Raw genomic sequence first — 19,861 nt, 5'->3', positions numbered from 1 at the left:
ACTTCGCGCGCGTCTTACGAAACTTTTGCGCATTCGTACCGCTGCTCTACGTCGGCGCCGCTACGGTGGATACGCGCTCTCCGGCGCACTCCGCACCCTCCGGAGCACCGACGATGACCCATCGCATACGCAATCCGCTGCCCGTCCTGCTCGCACTGACCGCCGCGCTGGCGGTACCGCTGGCGTTCGCGCAATCCCCGTCCATGCCGCAGGATCCGTCGCCGACGACCGGCGGCGATGCTGAGCCGACGAGCCCGGCCGCCACCCGCGCGACGCCCGCCTTCGCCGGATTCGATGTCGACGGCGACGGCCAGATCCGCCAGGCCGAAGCCGCGATCGACAGCCCACTCAGCCGCCACTTCGCCACGCGCGATGAAAACCGCGACGGCGCGCTGAGCGAGGTCGAATACCAAGCCGGCGCCGCCGAGCGCGAGACCGACAAGCGCAAGTAAGCCGGACGCCGCGACCGCGGCGCCGCGCGGCGCGATCGCGAACCGGCCCAGACATTAGGAGACCGTCATGAACACCCATGCCCACCGCCCGCTGGCCCTGGCCTTGAGCGCCCTGCTGGCCGGCGCCGCGTTGACCGCCTGCAGCAAACCCGAGCCGCCGGCCGGGGAAATGCCGCCGCCGACCACCGAGCCGGCAGCGCCCGCGGACACGGCACCGCCGCCGGCCGATACCGCGCCGCCGGCGACCGACACCGGCGTGCCGCCGCCGGTCGAAGGCCGCTCCAACCAGACCCCGCCGGACCAGGCCAAGACCGACGCCAAGCAGCCACCGGCGCACTGAGGGCCCGCCCCTCGATCCCGCAAGGGCGGCCTCCGGGCCGCCCTTGCCGCGAGCGTCGCCAACCGCCCTCGCAAAATCGCAAACGCGGCGCTTCCGGCGCTTCCGGGCTGTCACCGCGGTCTGTTAAGTTGGCCGCATGAGCGTCGGCATCCTCCTCATCACCCACGAAGGCATCGGCAATGCGCTGGTCGCGGTCGCGAGCCGGTTGATGCGGCCGTTGCCGCTGAAACTGGAAGCGCTGGAAGTGCCGTTCGACGCCGACCACGACCTGCTGCTGCCGATGGCCAGCGCCGCGCTGCGCCGCGTCGACGGCGGCCAGGGCGTGCTGGTGCTGACCGATCTGTATGGCGCCTCGCCCAGCAACCTCGCCGCCCGCGTCGCCCGTCTGGGCACGCCGGTGCGCCGCGTGTCGGCGCTGAGCCTGCCGATGCTGCTGCGGGTGTTGAACTATTCCGACCTCGACCTGGACGAACTCCCCGCGGTCGCCGCGGCCGGAGCGCGCAACGGCGTGATCATCGACGAGGCCTGATGTCCAACCCCAGACCGCAACGCGACACCGCAACACCGAGACGGATTTTGAGGAACCCGCAATGATCGAACGCGAACTGACCGTCTCCAACCGACTGGGCTTGCACGCCCGCGCCACCGCCAAGCTGGTGCAGGTGCTGTCCGGCTTCCGCAGCAGCGCCACCCTCACCGCCAAGGGCCGCGAGGTCAACGCCAAGAGCATCATGGGCGTGATGCTGCTCGCCGCCGGCCAAGGCACATCGGTCAAGCTGCGCGTGGACGGCGAGGACGAAACCTCCGCGGTCGATGCCGTGATCGCCTTGTTCGATCGCCGCTTCGACGAAGACAGCTGAGTTGAGGGCGCGTCCATGAGAGAGACTCGATGAGGCAAGCGTTCTTCGGACATGGCGCATCGCGGGGCAGCGCGCTGGGCCGTGCCCGGGTCCGCCTGCCGCACGCGCTGGAAGTCGCCGAGGAACGGATCTCGCCGGCACAGGTCGAGGCCGAACTGGCGCGCCTGCACGCCGCCATCGAGACCGTGCGCGGGGAAATGCATGCCCTGCGCGAACGCCTGCACGGCGCGCTCGCGCACGAGGTCGGCGAGTTCCTCGACCTGCACACCCTGCTGCTGGACGACCCCGAACTGCTGCACGGCCTGGACGAGCTGATCCGCACCGGCCGCTACGCCGCCGACTACGCCCTGCGCCTGCAGCGCGACCGCATCGCCTCGGTGTTCGAGGCCATGGACGACGCCTACTTCCGCAGCCGCGTCGACGACATCGACCAGGTCATCGGCCGCATCCACGCCGCCCTGCACCGCCGCGCCGGCGAGATGCAGGGCGTGGCCGGCGAGATCCTGATCACCGACAACGTCGCCCCGGCCGAACTGGCGCAGCTGCAGACCCAGGGCGTGCTGGCGATCGTGACCTCCGCCGGCAGCGCGCTCTCGCACAGCGCCATCCTGGCGCGCAGCCTGCACCTGCCGCTGGTGGTCGGCGCCGCGCAGGCCCTGCTCAAGATCAACGACGGCGACGCGCTGACCGTGGACGGCAGCAGCGGCACGGTGATCCTGGAACCCAACGCCGACGACCTGCGCGCGCACCGCAGCCGGGTGCGCGAGCACGCGCGCGAGCGCAAGCAGCTGCACCGCCTGCGCCGCGAGCCCACACGCACGACCGACGGCGTCGACATCAAGCTCTACGCCAACGCCGAATCGCGCGAGGACGTGGCCGAGGCGCATGCCCTGGGCGCGGCCGGCGTCGGCCTGTACCGCACCGAATTCCTGTTCCTGCAGCGCAACGAACTGCCGACCGAGGAAGAACAATTCCGCGCCTACCGCGACGTGGTGCTGGGCATGACCGGCCGTTCGGTCACCATCCGCACCCTGGATCTGGGCGCGGACAAGGCCGATCGCACCGGCCTGGCCTTGCGCGACGAACCCAATCCGGCCCTGGGCCTGCGCGGCGTGCGCCTGTCGCTGGCGCGCGACGGCCTGCTCGAAACCCAGTTGCGCGCGCTGCTGCGCGCCTCCGGCTACGGTCCGCTGCGCGTGCTGGTGCCGATGGTGAGCTCGCGCGAGGAGATCCGGCGGGTCAAGCGCATGCTCGACCAGGTCGCCGCCGATCTGCGCCACGAGGGCCATGAGATCGCCGAACACGTGCCCCTGGGCGCGATGATCGAAGTGCCCGCGGCCGCGATCGCCCTGCCCAGCTTCATCGGCGCGATCGACTTCCTGTCGATCGGCACCAACGACCTGATCCAGTACCTGCTCGCCGCCGATCGCAACAACGAGGCCCTGGGCGAGCTCTATACGCCGCTGCACCCGGCCGTGCTACGCCTGATCCGCGACGTGATCCGGCTGGCGCGCGCGCGCGGAAAATCGGTGGCGGTGTGCGGCGAGATGGCCGGCGACCCGGCCTTCGCGCCGCTGCTGCTGGCCCTGGGGCTGGAGGAATTCAGCCTGCACCCGGCGACCCTGCTGGAGCTGCGGCGCGCGATCCGCGGCATGGACCTGGGTGCGCTGCGCGCGCGCGCGCCGGCGTTGCTGCGTGCGCGCGACCGCAAGGCGATCGAGGCCTGGTTGCGCGCGAACTGAAGCGCGGCGGCGACGGCCGGTCTACTTCCAGCCGTCGAAGTAGAAGCTGCCGGTCACGCAGTTGCTGCTGATCTTCTGACACATCTGCGCGCCCTTGCCGCAGCGCGCCAGCGCCGTCGCCAGCGCCTGCTCCTCGCTGCGGCCCTTGTCGGCGAACAGGCTGGCGTTGCCGTCCGGCCCCATGCCCACCGCGATCGCCGCGCACTCGGCGCGATAGGCGAGCAGGACCTTGCAGTCGGCGCCGCCGCCGTTGGCGCGGCAGGCCTCGATCGCGCCCCGCTCGGCTTCCTTGCGTTCGCTGATGCCGTTGTCCTGTCCGGCCATGCCCAGGCTGCGCTTGACCGGATCGTGGGCGATCGCGGCCCAGGCCTTGTACTCGTGTTTGATCGCCTGCGGATCGCCGTCGGGGGCCGACTGCGCGGGTTTGTTGCCGCCGTTGATGCCGTAGCCCGGCAGCGGGATGCACAACTGTCCGGCCGAACTGCCGCCGGGATAGAGTCCGTCCGGGCAGCCCTGCTCGGCGCGCGCGCCGCCGGCGGCCAGCAGCAGGCCGATCAGGGCCCACGTTCTGATGTTCATCTTCGTTTCCCCCGGGCTGGCCCGCTGCGGTCCGCACTCGCGTCGAATACGCGAGTGCGCGCCCCGCCATTGTCGCCGGCACGCGCGCGCCGTTCGAATGCGCCACCGGACTGTCCGCCGAATTTGCGGCGGGCCGGTCGCGCACGCGCAGGCATGCGCGTGCCTGGATGCGTCCGGCGATACGGCGTAGGCCACGCTGTCGCGTCGGCAAGCCGATTTCTCTGGGCTTTGCCGCCGCCGCGGGCGATAATGACCGCATGAACGCCTAACCCAGTCGCCGCCCTCGTGGCCGCGACGCGCCAACGGAAGTACCGCATGGCCGAAGCCGTCCGCCACGACAAGACCGCACGTCAGCTGCGACTGCTTTCCGACGCGCTCGACAGCGGTCGTCTGGGGCCGGTCCGGCGTCTGGTCAACACCCTTTCGCCCGCCGAGATCGGCAACCTGCTCGAATCGCTGCCGCCCGGCAAGCGCGTCGTGGTCTGGGGCCTGGTCGATCCCGAGGACGACGGCGAGGTGCTGGTCCACGTCGGCGACGAAGTGCGCGAAAGCCTGCTGGCGGACATGGACACCGACGAGATCGTAGCCGCGGTCGAGGACCTCGACATCGACGACCTCGCCGATCTGGTCGAGGATCTGCCCGACACGGTCATCGACGAAGTCCTCAAGTCGATGGATCGCGAGAACCGCGAGCGCCTGGAGCAGGTGCTGTCGTACGCGGAGGACACCGCCGGCCGCCTGATGAATCCGGACGTGGTGACGGTGCGCGCCGACACCACCATCGACGTGGTGCTGCGCTACCTGCGCCTGCGCGGCGAGCTGCCCGAACACACCGACCACCTGTACGTGGTCAGCCGCCGCCACCAGTATCTGGGCCGGATCGCCCTGGCCGCCCTGCTCACCCACGAGCCCGGCACGCCGATCAACGAGCTGATCGACGACGAGCAGCCGGCGATCGACGTGACCGAGACCGACAGCGAAGTCGCGCGCCAGTTCTCCGACCACGACTGGATCAGCGCCCCGGTCGTTGACGACAACAACATCCTGCTCGGCCGCATCACCATCGACGACGTGGTCGACATCATCCGCGACCAGGCCGAGCACCAGGCCTTGAGCGCGGCCGGCCTGGACGAGGACGAGGACTTGTTCAGCCCGGTCCGGCGCGCGTTCCGGCGCCGCCTGATCTGGCTCAGCGTGAACCTGTGCACCGCCTTCCTGGCCGCCAGCGTGGTCGGCCAGTTCGAGGACTCCATCGCCAAGCTGGTCGCGTTGGCGGCGCTGATGCCGATCGTCGCCGGCATGGGCGGCAACGCCGGTACCCAGGTGCTGGCGCTGATGATCCGCGGCCTGGCCCTGGGCCAGATCGGCGCGTCCAACGTCGGCGTGCTGCTGCGCAAGGAGCTGTCGGTCGCGCTGATCAACGGCGTGGTGCTGGGCATCGGCCTGGGCCTGATCGTGCTGCTGTGGTTCCGCCAGCCCGGTCTGTCGCTGGTGATCGGCGCCGCGCTCACGATCAACCTGCTCACCGCCGCGGCCGGCGGCGTGCTGGTGCCGGTCACGCTCAAGCGCCTGGGCTTCGACCCGGCCCTGGCCGGCGGCGTGGTGTTGACCACGCTGACCGACGTGATGGGCTTCCTGAGCTTCCTCGGCCTGGCCACGTTGATCCTGCTGCGCTGAGCGCGCCCGGACGCAGCGGCGCACACGTGGATCGTGCTGCGCATCACCGCGCTCGCTGAACGGGATCCACGAACGTGAACAACGACTTTTCCCAATGTGGCGGTCGCGACAAATCGCAGGATCGCGCATGGACAGCGCTGAAATCGCACGGAATGATGCGATCAACAAGGATGCCGTGGACAGCACGATGCTGCGACCCGTTACCGTTCGCCTGTGGGCGATCCTGCTGCCGTTGGCCGTGATGATCGCGGCCTCCTGCACGCACACGCCCGCGGCCCGCGAACACGGGGCCTTCGTCGAACGCAGCCTGGACCTGGACGGCAAGACCTATCGCTATCAAGTGTTCGTGCCCGCGCGCGCGGCCGGCGGCCGGCATCCGCCGGTGCTGCTGTTCCTGCACGGCTCGGGCGAGCGCGGCGACGACAACCAGCGTCAGCTCGCGGTGGGCCTGGCGCCGCACATCCGCCGCGTCCAGGACGAGTTCCCCGCGATCGCGGTGTTCCCGCAGTCGCCCGCCGACGAATCCTGGACCGACGGCACCGCGCGCATGGCGCTGGCGGCGCTGGATGCGGCGATGCGCGAGTTCGACGGCGACCCGGACCGGGTCGCGCTGACCGGGCTGTCGCGCGGCGGCTACGGCGTCTACGAACTGGCGCTGCTGCAACCCGACCGCTTCGCCGCGCTGGTGCCGATCTGCGGCGGCGTGACCGCACCCGGCGCACTGGGCGATCTGTACGTGCGCGGCGTGGCCACCGACGACGACCCGTTCGCGATCGCGGCCCAGCGCCTGCACCGCCTGCCGACCTGGATCTTCCACGGCGACCGCGACGAGTCGGTACCGGTGCAGCAGTCGCGGCGCATGGCCGAGGCGCTCAAGCAGGCCGGCGGCGACGTGCGCTACACCGAGTTCGCGGGCGTCGCGCATAACGCCTGGGATCCGGCGTATGCCGGCGACGCGCTGTGGTCTTGGCTGTGGCAGCAGCGGCGGCACTGAGGCGGAAGGCTCGGAGCAACAGCAACAGCAAATCCCCCTCAATCCCCCTTTCAAAGGGGGAAGACAAGCGGGGCGCGATGCGCCTTGTTGAGCTTGCTTCCTTATTCAAAAAAGAAGACAAGCGTACGCTGGGACCGGTCAGCCATACGCTTCCTCCCCCTTTGAAAAAGGGGGATTGAGGGGGATTTGCTCTACCCGCTATTAGGCGGGATTCGCTTCTACCCGCTCAAGCCTTCTTCAGAAACTCGGTGCGCAGCACCAGTCCCTTGACCTTCTCGACGTTGCACTCGATCAGCTCTTCGTCGTCGGTGAGGCGAATGTTCTTGCACAGGGTGCCGCGCTTGAGCGTCACCGAGGTGCCCTTGACCTTCAGGTCCTTGATCACCAACACCGAGTCGCCGTCGGCGAGCGCGGTGCCATTGCTGTCTTTCACGATCATGCGTCGGTGTCCTTAGCCGGCGCCGAGGGCGTCGCGGCTGGTGATGGGTTCAACCCTTGAGCAGGGCTTCGAGTACGGCCATGCGCGCGGCGACGCCGTTGGCGACCTGGGTCAGGATCAGCGACTGCGGGCCGTCGGCGACCTCGTCGGTGATTTCGACGCCGCGATTGATCGGGCCGGGGTGCATCACGATCGCGTCCGCGGCGGCGCGCTGGAGGCGCGCGGCGGTGAGGCCGTAATCGCGGTGGTAGTCCTCCAGCGACGCCACCAGGCCCTCCTCCATGCGCTCGCGCTGCAGGCGCAGCATCATCACCGCGTCCACGCCTTCCAGCGCGGCGTCCAGATCGTGCGACACCGTGCAGCCCTGCAGGGTCGCCGCGTCGGGCAGCAGCGCGGCCGGGCCGCAGACGCGGATTTCGCCGGTGCCCAGCGCGCGCAGCGCGTGCAGGTCCGAGCGCGCGACCCGCGAATGGCGCAGGTCGCCGACGATCAGCACGCGCAGGCCGGAGAAATCGGTGCCCTTGGCCTGGCGCAGGGTCAGCATGTCGAGCAGGCCCTGGGTCGGGTGCGCGCTGCGGCCGTCGCCGGCGTTGACCAGGCTGGTGCCGGGGTTGGCGTGCCCGGCCAGCGCCGCGACCGCGCCGTCCTCGTGATGGCGGATCACGAAGCCGCGCACGCCCATGGCTTCCAGATTCTTGAGCGTGTCCAGCGCGGTCTCGCCCTTGCGCGTGGACGAGGTCGAGGCATCGAAGTTGATCGTGTGCGCGCCCAGGCGCTGGGCCGCGAGCTGGAAGCTCATGCGCGTGCGCGTGGACGGCTCGAAGAACAGCGTGCACACCGCCAGCCCGTCCAGCGCGCGGCGGTCGTAGTGGCCTTCGGCGAAGGCCTGGGCGCGGATTAGCAGCGCGGTCAGAGCCTCGTGCGAGATTCCGTCCAGGGTCAACAGATGGCGCGGCGCAGCGGCCGGCGGCGTATGCGAAAACGTCGAGTTCATGCGGCGGGCAGTTGGTTCAGGTCGAGAGCGTCGTCGGGGGCGGCCAGGTAGCGCTCGACGATCACCGCCGCGGCGACCGCGTCCAGCGCCTCGGCGTCGCGCCGGCGCTTGCGGCCCTCGGCGCGGTCGGCGGCGAAACGCTGCGCGGCCTCGATCGAACTCAAGCGCTCGTCCACCAGCACCACCGGCAGGTTGTAGCGTGCGTGCAGCTCGCGCGCGAACGCATGCGCGCGCAGGCGGGCCGGCTGATCGCCGCCCTCCAGGGTCATCGGATCGCCGACGATCAGGCCGTCGGGGCGCCATTCGTTGCGCAGGCGGTCGATCGCGTTCCAGTCGGGGCCGTGGCCGTGCACGTCCACCACCGCCAGCGCGCGCGCGCCGTGGCCGAAGGCGCTGCCCACCGCCACGCCGATCCGGCGCGCACCGACATCGAAGCCCAGTACCGTGCCGTCGCGGCGGATGACCGTACGCTGATCGGCGTCGGCGTTCATGCGTGCCCGGCGTAATCGGCCAAGTGCGCGAAATCCACGCCGATACGGCCCGCCGCGGCGTGCCAGCGCGCGTCCAGCGGCAGGTCGAACAGCAGCTCGGCGTCGGCCGGCGCGGTCAGCCAGTCGTTCTCGGTCAGTTCGTGTTCGAGCTGGCCCGAACCCCAACCGGCGCAGCCCAGGGCGACGATGGCGTTCTCCGGACCTTCGCCGCGCGCCATCGCTTCCAGGATGTCGCGCGAGGTGGTCAGGAACAGCGCATCGGCGATCGCCAGGGTCGAGTCCCAGTGCATGCCGCCGTCGTGCAACACGAAGCCGCGCTCCGGATGGACCGGGCCGCCGGCCAGCACGATCTGCGAACGCAGGCGGTCGTCGCCGCCGTCCACGCCCATCTGGCCGAACACCTCGCCCAGGGTGTACTCGGACGGTCGGTTGACCACGATGCCCATGGCACCGTCGTCGTCGTGCTGGCAGATCAGGGCGACGCTGCGCGAAAAGTTGGTATCCGACAGCGCGGGCAGCGCGATCAGGAGCTGGCTGGCCAGGGGTGTGGGCATCACGGACATGGCGCCATTCTAACGTGCGTGCCGCGCTCGCGGGTCGTGACCGATCCGTCGTAGCATGGGGTTTGCCCCCTACCCCGGACCCGAGCCATGCCCCGGCCGATCCTCCGTTTTCCGGCGCCCGCCACGGCCGCCGTCGGCCTGCGCCACGGACGCGCCTGACCGTGTCCGGCTACTGCGACTACGCCCCCGGCCATCCCCTGCACGGCCCCTATCACGACCGCGAGTACGGGTTCCCGCAACGCGCCGAGGCCGAGCTGTTCGAGCGCCTGATCCTGGAGATCAACCAGGCCGGCCTGAGCTGGGAAACCATCCTGCGCAAGCGCGAGGGCTTCCGCCTGGCCTACGACGGTTTCGACGTCGACACCGTGGCCGCCTACGGCGATACCGAACGCGGGCGCCTGCTCGCCGACGCCGGCATCATCCGCAACCGCCTCAAGGTCGACGCCGCCATCCACAACGCCCAGATCGTGCAAAGCCTGCGCGACAGCCACGGCGGATTCGCGCAATGGCTGGACGCGCACCTGCTGCTGGACGGCCGCGCGCGCGACAAGACGGCCTGGGTCAAGCTGTTCAAGAAAACCTTCCGCTTCACCGGCGGCGAAATCACCAACGAATTCCTGATGAGCCTGGGCTACCTGCCCGGCGGCCATCGCGAGACCTGCCCGGTGTACGCCAAGCTGGCCAAGCTGCGCCCGCCGCCGCCGTGGATGCGGGCGGCGAAGGGCTGAGCCAGCGCCGCGCGCGGCAACGCGAAACGGCAGGTGCGCGCGCCCAAAAAAGAAGAAGCCCGGACCAGCCGGGCTTCTTCGTGTGGCGATGCGCGTCGCGCGCGTCAGCGCACTTCCGCGACCTCGACGCCATCCATGCCCTGGGCCAGGGTGCGCGCGTCGCCGCCCTGGGCGAGCTTGATGCGCAGGCGCACTTCGTTCTGCGAGTCGGCGTAACGCAGCGCGTCCTCGTAGCTGATCTCGCCGGCCTGGTAGAGCTCGAACAGGGCCTGGTCGAAGGTCTTCATGCCCAGCTGCACGGACTCCTTCATCACTTCCTTGAGCTTGTGGATCTCGCCGTCGCGGATGTAGTCCTGGACCAGCGGCGTGCCCAGCAGGATTTCCATCGCGACCCGGCGCGCCTTGCCGTCCGGGGTCGGGATCAGCTGCTGCGCGACCACGCCCTTGAGGTTCAGCGACAAGTCCATGAGCAACTGGCCGCGGCGATCCTCGGGGAAGAAGTTGATGATGCGGTCCATCGCCTGGTTGGCGTTGTTGGCGTGCAGGGTGCACAGCACCAGGTGACCGGTTTCGGCGAAGGCGATGGCGTGGTCCATGCCCTCGCGGGTGCGCACCTCGCCGATCATGATCACGTCCGGCGCCTGGCGCAGGGTGTTCTTGAGCGCGGCGTCCCAGCTGTCGGTGTCGATGCCGACCTCGCGCTGGGTGATGATGCAGCCCTCGTGCTTGTGCACGAACTCGATCGGGTCCTCGATCGTGATGATGTGGCCGCTGGAGTTCATGTTGCGGTAGCCGATCATCGCCGCCAGCGAGGTCGACTTACCGGTACCGGTCGCGCCGACGAAGATGATGATGCCGCGCTTGGTCATCGCCAGCGTCTTGATGATCGGCGGCAGGTTGAGCTCTTCGACGGTCGGGATCTTGGTCTCGATGCGTCGCAGGACCATGCCCACCTGATTGCGCTGGTAGAAGCAGCTCACGCGGAAGCGGCCGACGCCGGTCACGCCGATGGCGAAGTTGCACTCGTGGGTCTTTTCGAACTCCTCGCGCTGCTGAGGGTTCATGACGTTGAGCACGAGATCGCGGCTTTGCTGCGGCGTCAGCGGGTTCTGGGTGATCGGCGAGATCTTGCCGTGGACCTTCATCGACGGCGGCATGCCGGCGGTGATGAACAGGTCCGACGCCTTCTGGTGCGCCATCAGCTTGAGGAACGAGGTGAAGTCGATGGTGCTCATGGGATGCTCCTACTGAGCCGGGATGGGGGATTGGGGATTCGGGATTTGCAAACCCCGACCCCGCACCGCAACTCCGGCCTGAACTGAATACTGCTTTTAACCAATCTCGAATCCCGAATCTCGAACCCCGGTCTCAATCGAACAGGCGCTTGTCCTTGGCGTACTCGCGGGCCTGCGGGCGCAGGATCATGCCGCGCTTCACCAGGTCCTGCAGGTGCTGGTCGAGGGTCATCATGCCGTGGTTCTGGCCGGTCTGGATCGCCGAGTACATCTGCGCGACCTTGTCCTCGCGGATCAGGTTACGCACCGCGGGGATGCCGACCATGATTTCCCAGGCCGCGGTACGACCGCCGCCGACCTTCTTCAGCAACGCCTGCGAGATCACCGCGCGCAACGATTCGGACAGCATCGAGCGCACCATCGGCTTTTCGCCGGCCGGGAACACGTCGATGATGCGGTCGACGGTCTTGGCCGCGGACGAGGTGTGCAGGGTACCGAACACCAAGTGGCCGGTTTCGGCCGCGGTCAGCGCCAGGCGGATGGTTTCCAGATCTCGCAACTCGCCGACCAGGATGTAGTCCGGGTCTTCGCGCAGCGCCGAACGCAGGGCCTCGTTGAAGCCGTGGGTGTCGCGGTGGACTTCGCGCTGGTTGATCAGGCACTTCTGCGAGGTGTGCACGAACTCGATCGGGTCTTCGACCGACAGAATGTGCGCGTACTCGTTCTTATTGATGTGGTCGATCATCGCCGCCAGCGTGGTCGACTTGCCCGAACCGGTCGGTCCGGTGACCAGGATCAGGCCCTGCGGCTGCTCGATCAGTTCCTTGAAGATGCGCGGGCAGCCCAGGTCTTCGAGCGACAGCACTTCCGAGGGAATGGTACGGAACACCGCGCCTGCGCCGCGGTTCTGATTGAACGCGTTGACGCGGAAGCGGGCCAGGCCGGGAATCTCGAACGAGAAGTCGACCTCGAGGAATTCTTCGTAATCGCGGCGCTGCTTGTCCGACATGATGTCGTACACCAGCGAGTGGACCTGCTTATGGTCCAAGGCCGGGATATTGATGCGCCGCACGTCGCCATCGACGCGAATCATCGGCGGCAGGCCGGCCGACAGATGCAAGTCGGATGCCTTGTTCTTGACCGAAAACGCCAACAGTTCGGCGATATCCATGCGTGCTCCCCCGCACTGCAACAGAACTTCAGATGGAAACTTCAGACCACACGTAGCGACGCTACAGCGAAACGCCTAAACGCAAACGAGCGACAATAACGGCCAGCCGCAAGTGGCGGGAAGCGTCCCCTGCGAGGCAGTATAGCCCCGTACCCGCATTGCCGAACCAGCCCTCTTTCACAGGATTCCTCACGTGCGCGCGCACGCCCTGCTCGGCATCTTGCACCAGTTGGATAACGCCGCGCGCCTTGCGCAACGGCCAGTACCGCAGTTGCTCGCGGTCAGCAAGACCCAGGATGCGACCGCCGTCGCGGAACTGGCGGCGGCCGGGCAACGCGCGCTCGGCGAGAACTATGTTCAGGAAGCCGCGACCAAAACCGCGGCCCTGGCCGAACTGAGACTGGAGTGGCATTTGATCGGCCACCTGCAGTCGAACAAGGCCGAGCAGGCCGCGCGGCTGTTCGACTGGGTGCAGACCGTGGACCGGCCCAAGCTGGTCGCGGCCCTGGCCCGCCACCGCGATCCGGCGCGGGCGCCGCTGCAGGCGCTGATCCAGGTCAACATCGACGACGAGGCCAGCAAGCACGGCTGCCGGCCCGAGGATGCGCCGGCGCTGGCGGCCGCGATCGCGGCCGAACCGCGCCTGCGGCTGCGCGGCCTGATGGTGATCCCGACCCCGCACGCGGATCCCGAGCGCCGCCGCCCCGCGTTCCGCCGCGCCTACGCCTTGTTCGAGTCGCTGCGCGCCGACCACCCCGGCCTCGACACCCTGTCGATGGGCATGAGCGACGACTACGCGATCGCGATCGAGGAAGGCGCGACTATGGTCCGCATCGGCACCGCGCTGTTCGGTGCGCGCCCGCCCAAGGCCGCCGCATGAGCGCCGCGCCAGACGGGCAGGACCGCATCGTGTTCCCCGGCAATCCCTGGCCGGAAGGCCACGCGATCGCCGAATTCGACTGGAGCGCGCGGGTCGAGGGCGAGGATGTGTGGTTCGACCTGCACCTGGTCGGCGCCAAGTACTACGCCGAACGCGAGATCGCCGACGACGGGAACGACGCGGCTTCGGACTGGGCCTCGCCGATCGTGTGGGGCAACTACCACCACTGCATCCTGTCCTCGGTCTATTGGGGCGAGAGCGGCGGCATCCGGATCGGGCCGCTGGCGCAGTTCTCGCTGGCGGCGCTGGACGGTGCCGAATTCGTGGCCGATCCGTTCGACGGCGACGGGGAGCTGCCCGACGCCGACGAAGATCCGGCGTTCGGGCTGTACCTGCTCGGTCACGACAGCGCGGTCGATCACCGCATTCGCTTCCAGCGCCGCGGCGACAGCGACCGCTACGACCTGCTGTGGTCGGGCCGGATTGCCCTGAGCTACGCCGGCGACTACGTGCCGCGCTACCGCTTCGAAGCGCGCATCCTCGACCGGCCCTGTCCGCCGCTGCCCGGCGCATCCCCGCGCACGAGGTTCTAGCGCGGGAGCGCGGCCGCCTCGGTATGCTGGCGCTCCAGTCCCGCACGCCGCGAACGCCATGCCCGCATCCGAAACCGCCCTGTCCCCGCTCAGTCCGGTCGCCTTCATCGGCGGCGGCAACATGGCGCGCAGCCTGATCGGCGGCCTGGTCGCGCGCGGCGGCGACGCCGACGCGATTCGCGTGGCCGAGCCGGTGGATGCGCTGCGCGAGGCCCTGCAGCGCGATTTCGGCGTGCCCAGCTACGCCAACGCGGCCGAGGCCGCGACCGGCGCCGGCGTGTGGCTGCTCGCGGTCAAGCCGCAGGTGATGCGCAGCGTATGCGCGGCGCTGGCGCCGCTGGCGCAGTCGCAGCGCCCGCTGGTGATCTCGATCGCGGCCGGCATCACCGCCGGCCAGCTCGACCTGTGGCTGGGCGGCGGCCAGACGGTGGTGCGGGCGATGCCGAACACGCCCGCCCTGCTCGGCGCCGGCATCACCGGCCTGTACGCCAACGCCGCCACCGCCGAACCGCAACGCGCGCGCGCGGCGGCGCTGCTGGACGCGGTCGGTCCGACGGTGTGGATCGCCGAGGAGGCGCTGATGGACGCGGTCACCGCGGTCTCCGGCAGCGGCCCGGCCTATGTGTTCCTGCTCGCCGAGGCCATGCAGGCCGCGGGCGTCGCCCAGGGCCTGGCGCCCGAGGCCGCGCGCGCCCTGGTCAATCAGACCCTGCTGGGCGCGGCGACCATGCTGACCCGTTCCGACGAGTCCGCGCAGGTGCTGCGCGCGCGCGTGACCTCGCCCGGCGGCACCACCCAGGCGGCGATCGAGACCTTCGAAACCGGCGGCTTCCATGCCCTGGTCGAGGCCGCGATCGCGGCCGCTACCCGACGCGGCCGCGAGCTCTCGGCCGCCAACGATTGACCCTTTCCACCGGAACCGCCGCCATGCGCACCGCCCTCGCCGTCTGCCTGCTCACCCTAGCGCTGCTGAGCGGCTGCGGCCGCGAGGCGGCGGCGCCCACCGGCTCCGGCAGCGCCGGCGCCGCGCCGCAGGAGGCGACCGTGCGCAGCGGCGACGTCACCGTGCGCGCCAGCGCATTGCAGACCTCGGCGCTGTCGCCGGCGGTCGCGCAGCAGTACGGCATCGCGCGCGATGACGCCACGGTCTTGCTGCTGGTGGCGGTGCGACGCGGCCCGGACGGCCAGGACAACGCGATCCCGGCGCGCGTGAGCGCGACCGCAACCGACCTGCGCGGCCAGCGCCGCACGCTGGAACTGCGCGAACTGCGTACCGGCGAGGCGGGCAGCGCGCAACTGCTGGACTACGTGGGCACCGTCGAGATCGCCCTGCCCGACACCCTGCGCTTCGAGCTGAGCGTGGCGCCGGAGGGCGGCGCACCGACCACGCTGCAGTTCAGCCGCGAGTTCTATCCGCGCTGAGGGTCGCGCTCGGACGTAATGCATCCGAACCGCGACAGTTGATCGGGATGGGGCGCCGCGTCGCTCCACGATGCGTTCGCGGTGAACCCGTCGAACCATGAGCGGATCGCCAGCGCGGCGCCACGATCAGTCGTTGCGGGTCAGCGCCTCGATGCGCAGACGCTCGCGCGCATCGAACGGCGCCAGCAGCGCCGCCAGCCGGGCTTGACGCTGGGCCGAGCTCAAACCGCGATCGGCCAACACCTGCGAGCGCGCGACGCGATACGCGGCCACGCGCCGATTCCATTGCGCGCGGCGTAGATCGAGCGCGCCCAAGCGCTGCGCCGCTTCCCGCCCGAACGTCGCTTCGCGTTCGGCGTAACGGCGTTCCGGCGTGGCGCCCTCGGCCTCGAAGCGCGCGCTCTGGCGCATCGCCAGGGCGACCGTGTCGCCCTCCGTGCGGGTCGGGTCCAGGTCCAGGCCGTACGCGGCATCGAGTTCGCGCAGGCGCGCGGCGCGTTGCGCGGGCGCGAGACCGCGATCGCGCTGCAGCGCCTGGCGCGCGATCGCGTGCTCGAGGCGACGCTCGTCTTCGCCATACCAGGCCTGCGCGACCGTGGCGCCGAGGCGGCGGCGGCGCAGCTCGCGGCGACGCTGCAGATCCGCGCTCAGATCGCCGCTGGCGCCCAAGGCCGCGCTTTCGCGCTCCAGCGCGACATAGGCATCGAACCAGGCCAGTACCTGCGCCAGCACCGCCGCGCCGACGCGCGGCTGCAGATGGCGACGCAGGTCGTCGCGGATGGCCGCGGGCGAGCGCTCGCCCAGGCGGGTGAGGAAGTAGTCGAATAGCCGCCGCATCGCACGATCCGGAACCGCCTTGCCCGCGGCATTCAAGGTCAAGCCGCCGTCGACGCCGGTGCCGCGCAGCGAGTCGTCCGCGGCGGCCGCGGCGGCAGGCGGGCGCCCCATGCGCGCATCGGCGGCCGCGTTGGCGGCCGCCGAGGGCTGTGCCGGGGTCAGGGCCGGCGTGGTCTCGCGACTCCGGCCCGACAGCCCCAGCACCAGCGCCAAGCCCGCCGCCAGCATCAGGACCAGCGTGAAACGCAGCATGCCTACAGCCCGGCGTTCTTCAGCCGGTTCAGATGCGCGCGGTAGACGCTGGGCGGATTGGACGCGAACAGGCCGCGCAGGCCGGCGACCTGGTTGACCTCGTCGAGGTGGTTCCAGGCGTAGTCGTCGCGGATCACGCTGCCCAGATGCGAGGAACAGCGCCCGACCAGGCCGTCGTTGGCCTCGAACCCGAAGAACAGCGCGCCCGCGCCCAGCAGCAGATCGCTGGGATCGAACACGTTGCTCAGCGGCGAGGTGCCGCCCATCGAGTAGTAGCGCACGCCGCGCACGCTGGCCGCGCCCTGGCCGCAGGCGCTGCCGGGCAGGCCCTCGGGATAGCGCGCGTTGAACGCGGCCGCGCCGGCGCTGTCGAGCGAAGCCAAGGCGGCCAGCGCGTCCTGCGGATCGTCGTCGCCGGACAGGAACTCCAGGAACGATCCCAGCGCATCGGCGAGGCCGGCGACCAGGCCGCGGCCAGGCGAGCCGGGCGGGAACGCGGTGCCGATGCCGTCGGCGACCTTGCTGCCGGTGTGCGGGCTGCCCATCGAGGTGATCGAGGCGACCAGGTCCGGGCGCACCGAAGCCACGTAACGCGCGGTCGGTCCGCCATGGCTGTGGCCGATCAGGTTGAAACGGCTGTAGCCGTAAGTGGCCTGCAGGGTTTCCAGGTAGTCGATCAGCTGTTCGCCGCGCAGTTCGCTGGAGTTGGCCGAGGACACGTTGGCGACATAGACCTTGGCGCCGCCCGAACGCAGCTGCCCGGGAATGTCGTACCAGTAGTCGTAGATGCCGCCGAGTTCGTCGAAGCCGAACAGGCCGTGCACCAGCACGACCGGGTGCTTGGTCTTGGTGTAATCGTCGGCGCTGGCCGGCAGGGCCGCCGCCAGCAACAGCAGGACCGCGAACAGCCTGGCCCAGACTCCGGCGCGCAACGCGCCCATACGCAGGATCGATCGCGACATGTTCCCTCCCAGAAACGGTGCCGTACCGCAGGCGAGGCCGGCGGCGCCGGCCCGATCGACTGTACGAATGCGTATGGAACCTGCACGCCGCAGTGCACCATACGGGAGCGAACCGTGATGCCTATCGCGCCAGGCCGGGCTGGCCAAGCGCCGAGCCCGGGCTAATTGTTGCGCTGCACCCAGGCGCGGATATGCGCGGCGATCTCGGCCACGCCGTCGCTGAGCGCGGCCGGACCGGGCTGCAGGATCAGCGGCGATTTGATCTCGTGCAGCTCGCCGTCGCGCACCGCCGGGATCGCGTCCCAACCTGGCCGCGCGGCCACGCGTTCGGGACGGAATTTCTTGCCGCACCAGGAGCCGAACACGATGTCCGGTGCCAGCGGGATCACCTCGGCCGCGTCGGCCAGGATGCGGTGCTTGGCCAGCGACTGCGCCGCGTGCTGCGGGAACACGTCGTCGCCGCCGGCGATCCGCACCAACTCGGCGACCCAGCGGATGCCGGTGATCAGCGGCTCGTCCCACTCCTCGAAATAGACCTTGGGCCGGCGCGGATAGGTCTGCGCTTCGCGCTCGATCGCGTCCAGCCCGCGCCGCAGTTCGTCGGCGTAGGCCACGGCCCGGTCGGCCGCGCCGACCAGGGCGCCCAAGCGCGCGATGTAGTCGAGGATGCCCTCGACGCTGCGGTGGTTGCTGATCCAGACCTCCACGCCCTGCTTGATCAGCGCGGCGGCGATCTCGGACTGGATGTCGGAGAAGCCGATCACGAAATCGGGCTGGAGCTTGAGGATCTCGTCGATCTTGGCGCTGGTGAAGGCGCTGACCTTGGGCTTTTCCTTGCGCGCGATCGGCGGGCGCACGGTGAAGCCGCTGATGCCGACGATGCGGTGCTGTTCGCCGAGCGCGTACAGGGTCTCGGTCGGTTCTTCGGTGAGGCAGACGATGCGTTGGGGGCCCATGTCGCGATTGTCGCATTACCGGGGGGCGCCGACGCGGCCGGCGGCGATTGCCAGGCGCGCCGCGCGATGCGATCTTCGCCGCATGCAACCCGCCATCGTCTACGCCCGCGAGGCCACCGTCGCCGTCGCCGACTTCCGCCACCTCCTGGTCGATTCCGGCCTGGGCGCGATCCGTCCGGTCGACGACGCGCCGCGCCTGCAGCGGATGCTGGACGCGGCCGATCTGATCGTGAGCGCGCGCCGGCCCGACGGCGAACTGGTCGGCATCGCGCGCTGCGTCACCGATTTCGCCTGGTGCTGCTATCTGTCGGAGCTGGCGGTGTCGAAAACGGCGCAGGGACTGGGTATAGGCCAGGGTTTGCTGGACGAGACGCGGCGCCAGCTCGGGCCGACGGTAAGTCTGATCCTGGCCTCGGTGCCGGACGCGGTCGGCTTCTACGAACGCGCGGGCATGGCGCCGATGCAGCACACCTTCTGGTACAAGCGCGAGTATTGAGGCGGTTGCGCGGCGGTATCGGTGCCGGCGTCGTTGCCCGAGCGGCGCGGCGATGCGGTTCGCTTTGCTCACCGCATCCTACGCAAGCCAGCTGGGGCCGTAGGGTGCGGTGTTAACCGCACCATTGCGTTACCCAAGGCGCTTGCGGAAATACACCACGCGCTCGGTTTCCTCGAAGCCGCAGGCCGCGTGCGCGTGGTGGGCGTCGTGGTTGTCCAACAGCGAATCGGAAGCCAGCTCCTCGCAACCGCGTTCGCGCGTCCAGCGCTCGACCGCGCCGATCAGGGCGCGTCCGACGCCGCGGCCGCGCTGTTCCGGCGCCACGTACCAGCCTTCGAGAAACCCGACCGGCGAGCTGTCGGTGCCGTTGACGTAGTCCGTGCGCAGGCTGGCTTCGGCGAAGCCGCAGGCGCGGCCGTGCGCGTCGAATGCGAGCACGCACAGATCGCGCTCCGGACGCGCCAGCGCCTCGCGCATCTCGCCCTCGTGATCGTTGGGCTCCTCGCCCTCCTCGTCCGGCCACAGCGCGCCGCGCAGCCGCGCCCAGTCGGCCAGGTCGGCCGCGGTCGCCGGCCGCACCCGCCCGGCATCGCTCACGGATACAGCATCCGCTTCGACCAGTCGCCGGCGCGGTCGCATTCGTACAACCAGCGCTCGTGCAGGCGGAAGTCGGCGCCGTACCAGAACTCGATCTTCTCCGGCCGCATGCGCAAGCCGGTCCAACGCGGCGGACGCGGCACCTCACGGCCGTCGAAGCGTTGCTCGACCTGGGCCAGGCGCTGCTCGAAGGTCTCGCGCGATGCCAGGGTTTCCGATTGCAGTGAAGCCCAGGCGCCGAGCTGGCTCACGCGCGGACGCGAGGCGAAGTAGGCGTCCGCCTCGGCGTCGGAGACGATCTCGACCGTGCCTTCCACCCGCACCTGCACGCCGTTGCGCACGCGCGGCCAATGGAACAACAGCGCCGCATGCGGATTGGCCTGCAGCTCGCGGCCCTTGCGCCCGTCCAGATGGGTGTAGAACACGAAACCGCGCGCGTCGTGCGCTTTCAGCAGCACGGTGCGCGCCGACGGACGCGCGTCCAGGCCGGCGGTGGCGATGGTCATCGCGGTGGGATCGGGCTCGCCGGCGACGCGCGCCTCCTCGAACAGACCGGAAAATCCTGCGATGGCTTCGGCTAACAGGGGATGTGGGTTCATTG

General features: G+C 69.9%; 24 protein-coding genes and 1 pseudogene. 13 read left to right on the top strand and 12 right to left on the bottom strand.

The genetic code is table 11. The features are described 5' to 3' along the window. Window positions 1–113 precede the first annotated feature (113 nt). The 5 genes from ASE35_RS11885 to ptsP all read left to right on the top strand — a co-directional run bounded on the left by ASE35_RS11885 (window position 114) and on the right by ptsP (window position 3,394). On the top strand, window positions 114–452 hold the full coding sequence (locus ASE35_RS11885) for a hypothetical protein (RefSeq protein ID WP_057163931.1): 339 nt from the start codon (window positions 114–116) through the stop codon (window positions 450–452). Between the two features lie 67 nt (window positions 453–519). Further along, a complete protein-coding gene (locus ASE35_RS11880; protein ID WP_057163930.1) occupies window positions 520–792 on the top strand; it encodes a hypothetical protein in 273 nt (90 codons plus the stop codon). 136 nt (window positions 793–928) lie between these two features. Next, on the top strand, window positions 929–1,321 hold the full coding sequence (locus ASE35_RS11875; protein WP_057163929.1) for a PTS fructose IIA subunit family protein: 393 nt from the start codon (window positions 929–931) through the stop codon (window positions 1,319–1,321). 61 nt (window positions 1,322–1,382) lie between these two features. Then, window positions 1,383–1,652, top strand: a complete 270-nt coding sequence (locus tag ASE35_RS11870; RefSeq protein ID WP_056182795.1) for an HPr family phosphocarrier protein — start codon at window positions 1,383–1,385, stop codon at window positions 1,650–1,652. 29 nt (window positions 1,653–1,681) lie between these two features. Next, the gene (gene ptsP, locus ASE35_RS11865) at window positions 1,682–3,394 is read left to right on the top strand and encodes a phosphoenolpyruvate--protein phosphotransferase (protein ID WP_056182793.1); all 1,713 of its coding nucleotides are present in this window, start codon (window positions 1,682–1,684) and stop codon (window positions 3,392–3,394) included. A gap of 21 nt (window positions 3,395–3,415) precedes the next feature. Here ptsP and ASE35_RS11860 read toward each other — a convergent pair whose 3' ends face one another. Next, entirely contained in the window at window positions 3,416–3,973 is a 558-nt protein-coding gene (locus ASE35_RS11860; RefSeq protein WP_056182789.1) for a DUF4189 domain-containing protein, read from the bottom strand. Between the two features lie 315 nt (window positions 3,974–4,288). Between ASE35_RS11860 and mgtE the strand changes: the two genes are divergently transcribed. Then, window positions 4,289–5,650 (top strand): magnesium transporter, encoded by a 1,362-nt coding sequence (mgtE, locus tag ASE35_RS11855; RefSeq protein WP_056182786.1) that lies wholly within the window; start codon window positions 4,289–4,291, stop codon window positions 5,648–5,650. 127 nt (window positions 5,651–5,777) lie between these two features. Next, window positions 5,778–6,644 carry a PHB depolymerase family esterase gene (locus ASE35_RS11850; protein WP_235570053.1) on the top strand — a complete coding sequence of 289 codons (867 nt, stop codon included), beginning with the start codon at window positions 5,778–5,780 and terminating at the stop codon, window positions 6,642–6,644. 226 nt (window positions 6,645–6,870) lie between these two features. On the opposite strand, the pseudogene ASE35_RS11845 reads toward ASE35_RS11850, so the two are convergent. From ASE35_RS11845 to ASE35_RS11830, 4 genes and pseudogenes are all read right to left on the bottom strand, one after another. Then, window positions 6,871–7,080, bottom strand: a pseudogene (locus ASE35_RS11845) (alkylphosphonate utilization protein); the annotation flags it as partial. Between the two features lie 52 nt (window positions 7,081–7,132). Continuing rightward, entirely contained in the window at window positions 7,133–8,077 is a 945-nt protein-coding gene (locus ASE35_RS11840; protein ID WP_057163928.1) for an aspartate carbamoyltransferase catalytic subunit, read from the bottom strand. Next, window positions 8,074–8,568, bottom strand: a complete 495-nt coding sequence (gene ruvX / locus ASE35_RS11835) for a Holliday junction resolvase RuvX (protein ID WP_056182780.1) — start codon at window positions 8,566–8,568, stop codon at window positions 8,074–8,076. Before ruvX ends, ASE35_RS11840 begins: the two co-directional genes overlap by 4 nt. After that, entirely contained in the window at window positions 8,565–9,131 is a 567-nt protein-coding gene (locus tag ASE35_RS11830) for a YqgE/AlgH family protein (RefSeq protein ID WP_056182775.1), read from the bottom strand. Before ASE35_RS11830 ends, ruvX begins: the two co-directional genes overlap by 4 nt. Window positions 9,132–9,292: 161 nt before the next feature. Between ASE35_RS11830 and ASE35_RS11825 the strand changes: the two genes are divergently transcribed. After that, on the top strand, window positions 9,293–9,859 hold the full coding sequence (locus ASE35_RS11825; RefSeq protein WP_057163927.1) for a DNA-3-methyladenine glycosylase I: 567 nt from the start codon (window positions 9,293–9,295) through the stop codon (window positions 9,857–9,859). Between the two features lie 104 nt (window positions 9,860–9,963). Here ASE35_RS11825 and ASE35_RS11820 read toward each other — a convergent pair whose 3' ends face one another. Both ASE35_RS11820 and ASE35_RS11815 read right to left on the bottom strand, forming a co-directional pair. After that, window positions 9,964–11,094 (bottom strand): PilT/PilU family type 4a pilus ATPase, encoded by a 1,131-nt coding sequence (locus ASE35_RS11820; RefSeq protein ID WP_056182768.1) that lies wholly within the window; start codon window positions 11,092–11,094, stop codon window positions 9,964–9,966. A gap of 133 nt (window positions 11,095–11,227) precedes the next feature. Then, window positions 11,228–12,265: a type IV pilus twitching motility protein PilT gene (locus tag ASE35_RS11815; RefSeq protein WP_055903397.1), complete on the bottom strand. Its 1,038-nt coding sequence runs from the start codon at window positions 12,263–12,265 to the stop codon at window positions 11,228–11,230. Window positions 12,266–12,494: 229 nt separating this feature from the next. Here ASE35_RS11815 and ASE35_RS11810 point away from each other — a divergent pair, with 229 nt between their 5' ends. Genes ASE35_RS11810 through ASE35_RS11795 form a run of 4 tightly spaced genes read left to right on the top strand, consistent with a single transcriptional unit; the run spans window position 12,495 to window position 15,160 of the window. After that, window positions 12,495–13,145 (top strand): YggS family pyridoxal phosphate-dependent enzyme, encoded by a 651-nt coding sequence (locus ASE35_RS11810; protein ID WP_057164041.1) that lies wholly within the window; start codon window positions 12,495–12,497, stop codon window positions 13,143–13,145. Then, window positions 13,142–13,738: a hypothetical protein gene (locus tag ASE35_RS11805; RefSeq protein ID WP_057161757.1), complete on the top strand. Its 597-nt coding sequence runs from the start codon at window positions 13,142–13,144 to the stop codon at window positions 13,736–13,738. Before ASE35_RS11810 ends, ASE35_RS11805 begins: the two co-directional genes overlap by 4 nt. Window positions 13,739–13,796: 58 nt before the next feature. Next, window positions 13,797–14,642, top strand: a complete 846-nt coding sequence (proC, locus tag ASE35_RS11800) for a pyrroline-5-carboxylate reductase (RefSeq protein ID WP_057163926.1) — start codon at window positions 13,797–13,799, stop codon at window positions 14,640–14,642. Window positions 14,643–14,665: 23 nt separating this feature from the next. Beyond that, window positions 14,666–15,160: a DUF4426 domain-containing protein gene (locus tag ASE35_RS11795; RefSeq protein ID WP_056182754.1), complete on the top strand. Its 495-nt coding sequence runs from the start codon at window positions 14,666–14,668 to the stop codon at window positions 15,158–15,160. 126 nt (window positions 15,161–15,286) lie between these two features. Here the strand turns inward: ASE35_RS11795 and ASE35_RS11790 are convergent, their stop codons facing one another. The 3 genes from ASE35_RS11790 to ASE35_RS11780 form a co-directional block, all read right to left on the bottom strand. Next, complete coding sequence (locus tag ASE35_RS11790; RefSeq protein WP_057163925.1) at window positions 15,287–16,249, bottom strand: lipase secretion chaperone; 963 nt, start codon at window positions 16,247–16,249, stop codon at window positions 15,287–15,289. Window positions 16,250–16,251: 2 nt separating this feature from the next. After that, window positions 16,252–17,211 carry a triacylglycerol lipase gene (locus ASE35_RS11785; protein ID WP_157489422.1) on the bottom strand — a complete coding sequence of 320 codons (960 nt, stop codon included), beginning with the start codon at window positions 17,209–17,211 and terminating at the stop codon, window positions 16,252–16,254. 161 nt (window positions 17,212–17,372) lie between these two features. Beyond that, window positions 17,373–18,167, bottom strand: coding sequence for a cobalamin-binding protein (locus tag ASE35_RS11780; RefSeq protein WP_057161752.1), 795 nt, complete (start codon window positions 18,165–18,167; stop codon window positions 17,373–17,375). 82 nt (window positions 18,168–18,249) lie between these two features. On the opposite strand from ASE35_RS11780, the gene ASE35_RS11775 reads away from it, so the two are divergent. Beyond that, entirely contained in the window at window positions 18,250–18,663 is a 414-nt protein-coding gene (locus ASE35_RS11775; RefSeq protein WP_057163923.1) for a GNAT family N-acetyltransferase, read from the top strand. Between the two features lie 129 nt (window positions 18,664–18,792). Here ASE35_RS11775 and aac(6') read toward each other — a convergent pair whose 3' ends face one another. Continuing rightward, window positions 18,793–19,302 (bottom strand): aminoglycoside 6'-N-acetyltransferase, encoded by a 510-nt coding sequence (aac(6'), locus tag ASE35_RS11770; RefSeq protein ID WP_157489421.1) that lies wholly within the window; start codon window positions 19,300–19,302, stop codon window positions 18,793–18,795. After that, window positions 19,257–19,859, bottom strand: a complete 603-nt coding sequence (gene pdxH / locus ASE35_RS11765) for a pyridoxamine 5'-phosphate oxidase (RefSeq protein ID WP_057163922.1) — start codon at window positions 19,857–19,859, stop codon at window positions 19,257–19,259. Before pdxH ends, aac(6') begins: the two co-directional genes overlap by 46 nt. Window positions 19,860–19,861 lie beyond the last annotated feature (2 nt).

This window comes from Lysobacter sp. Root916, from assembly GCF_001429785.1.
Lineage (GTDB): Bacteria > Pseudomonadota > Gammaproteobacteria > Xanthomonadales > Xanthomonadaceae > Lysobacter.
This window is presented reverse-complemented; position numbering and strand designations above follow the sequence as displayed.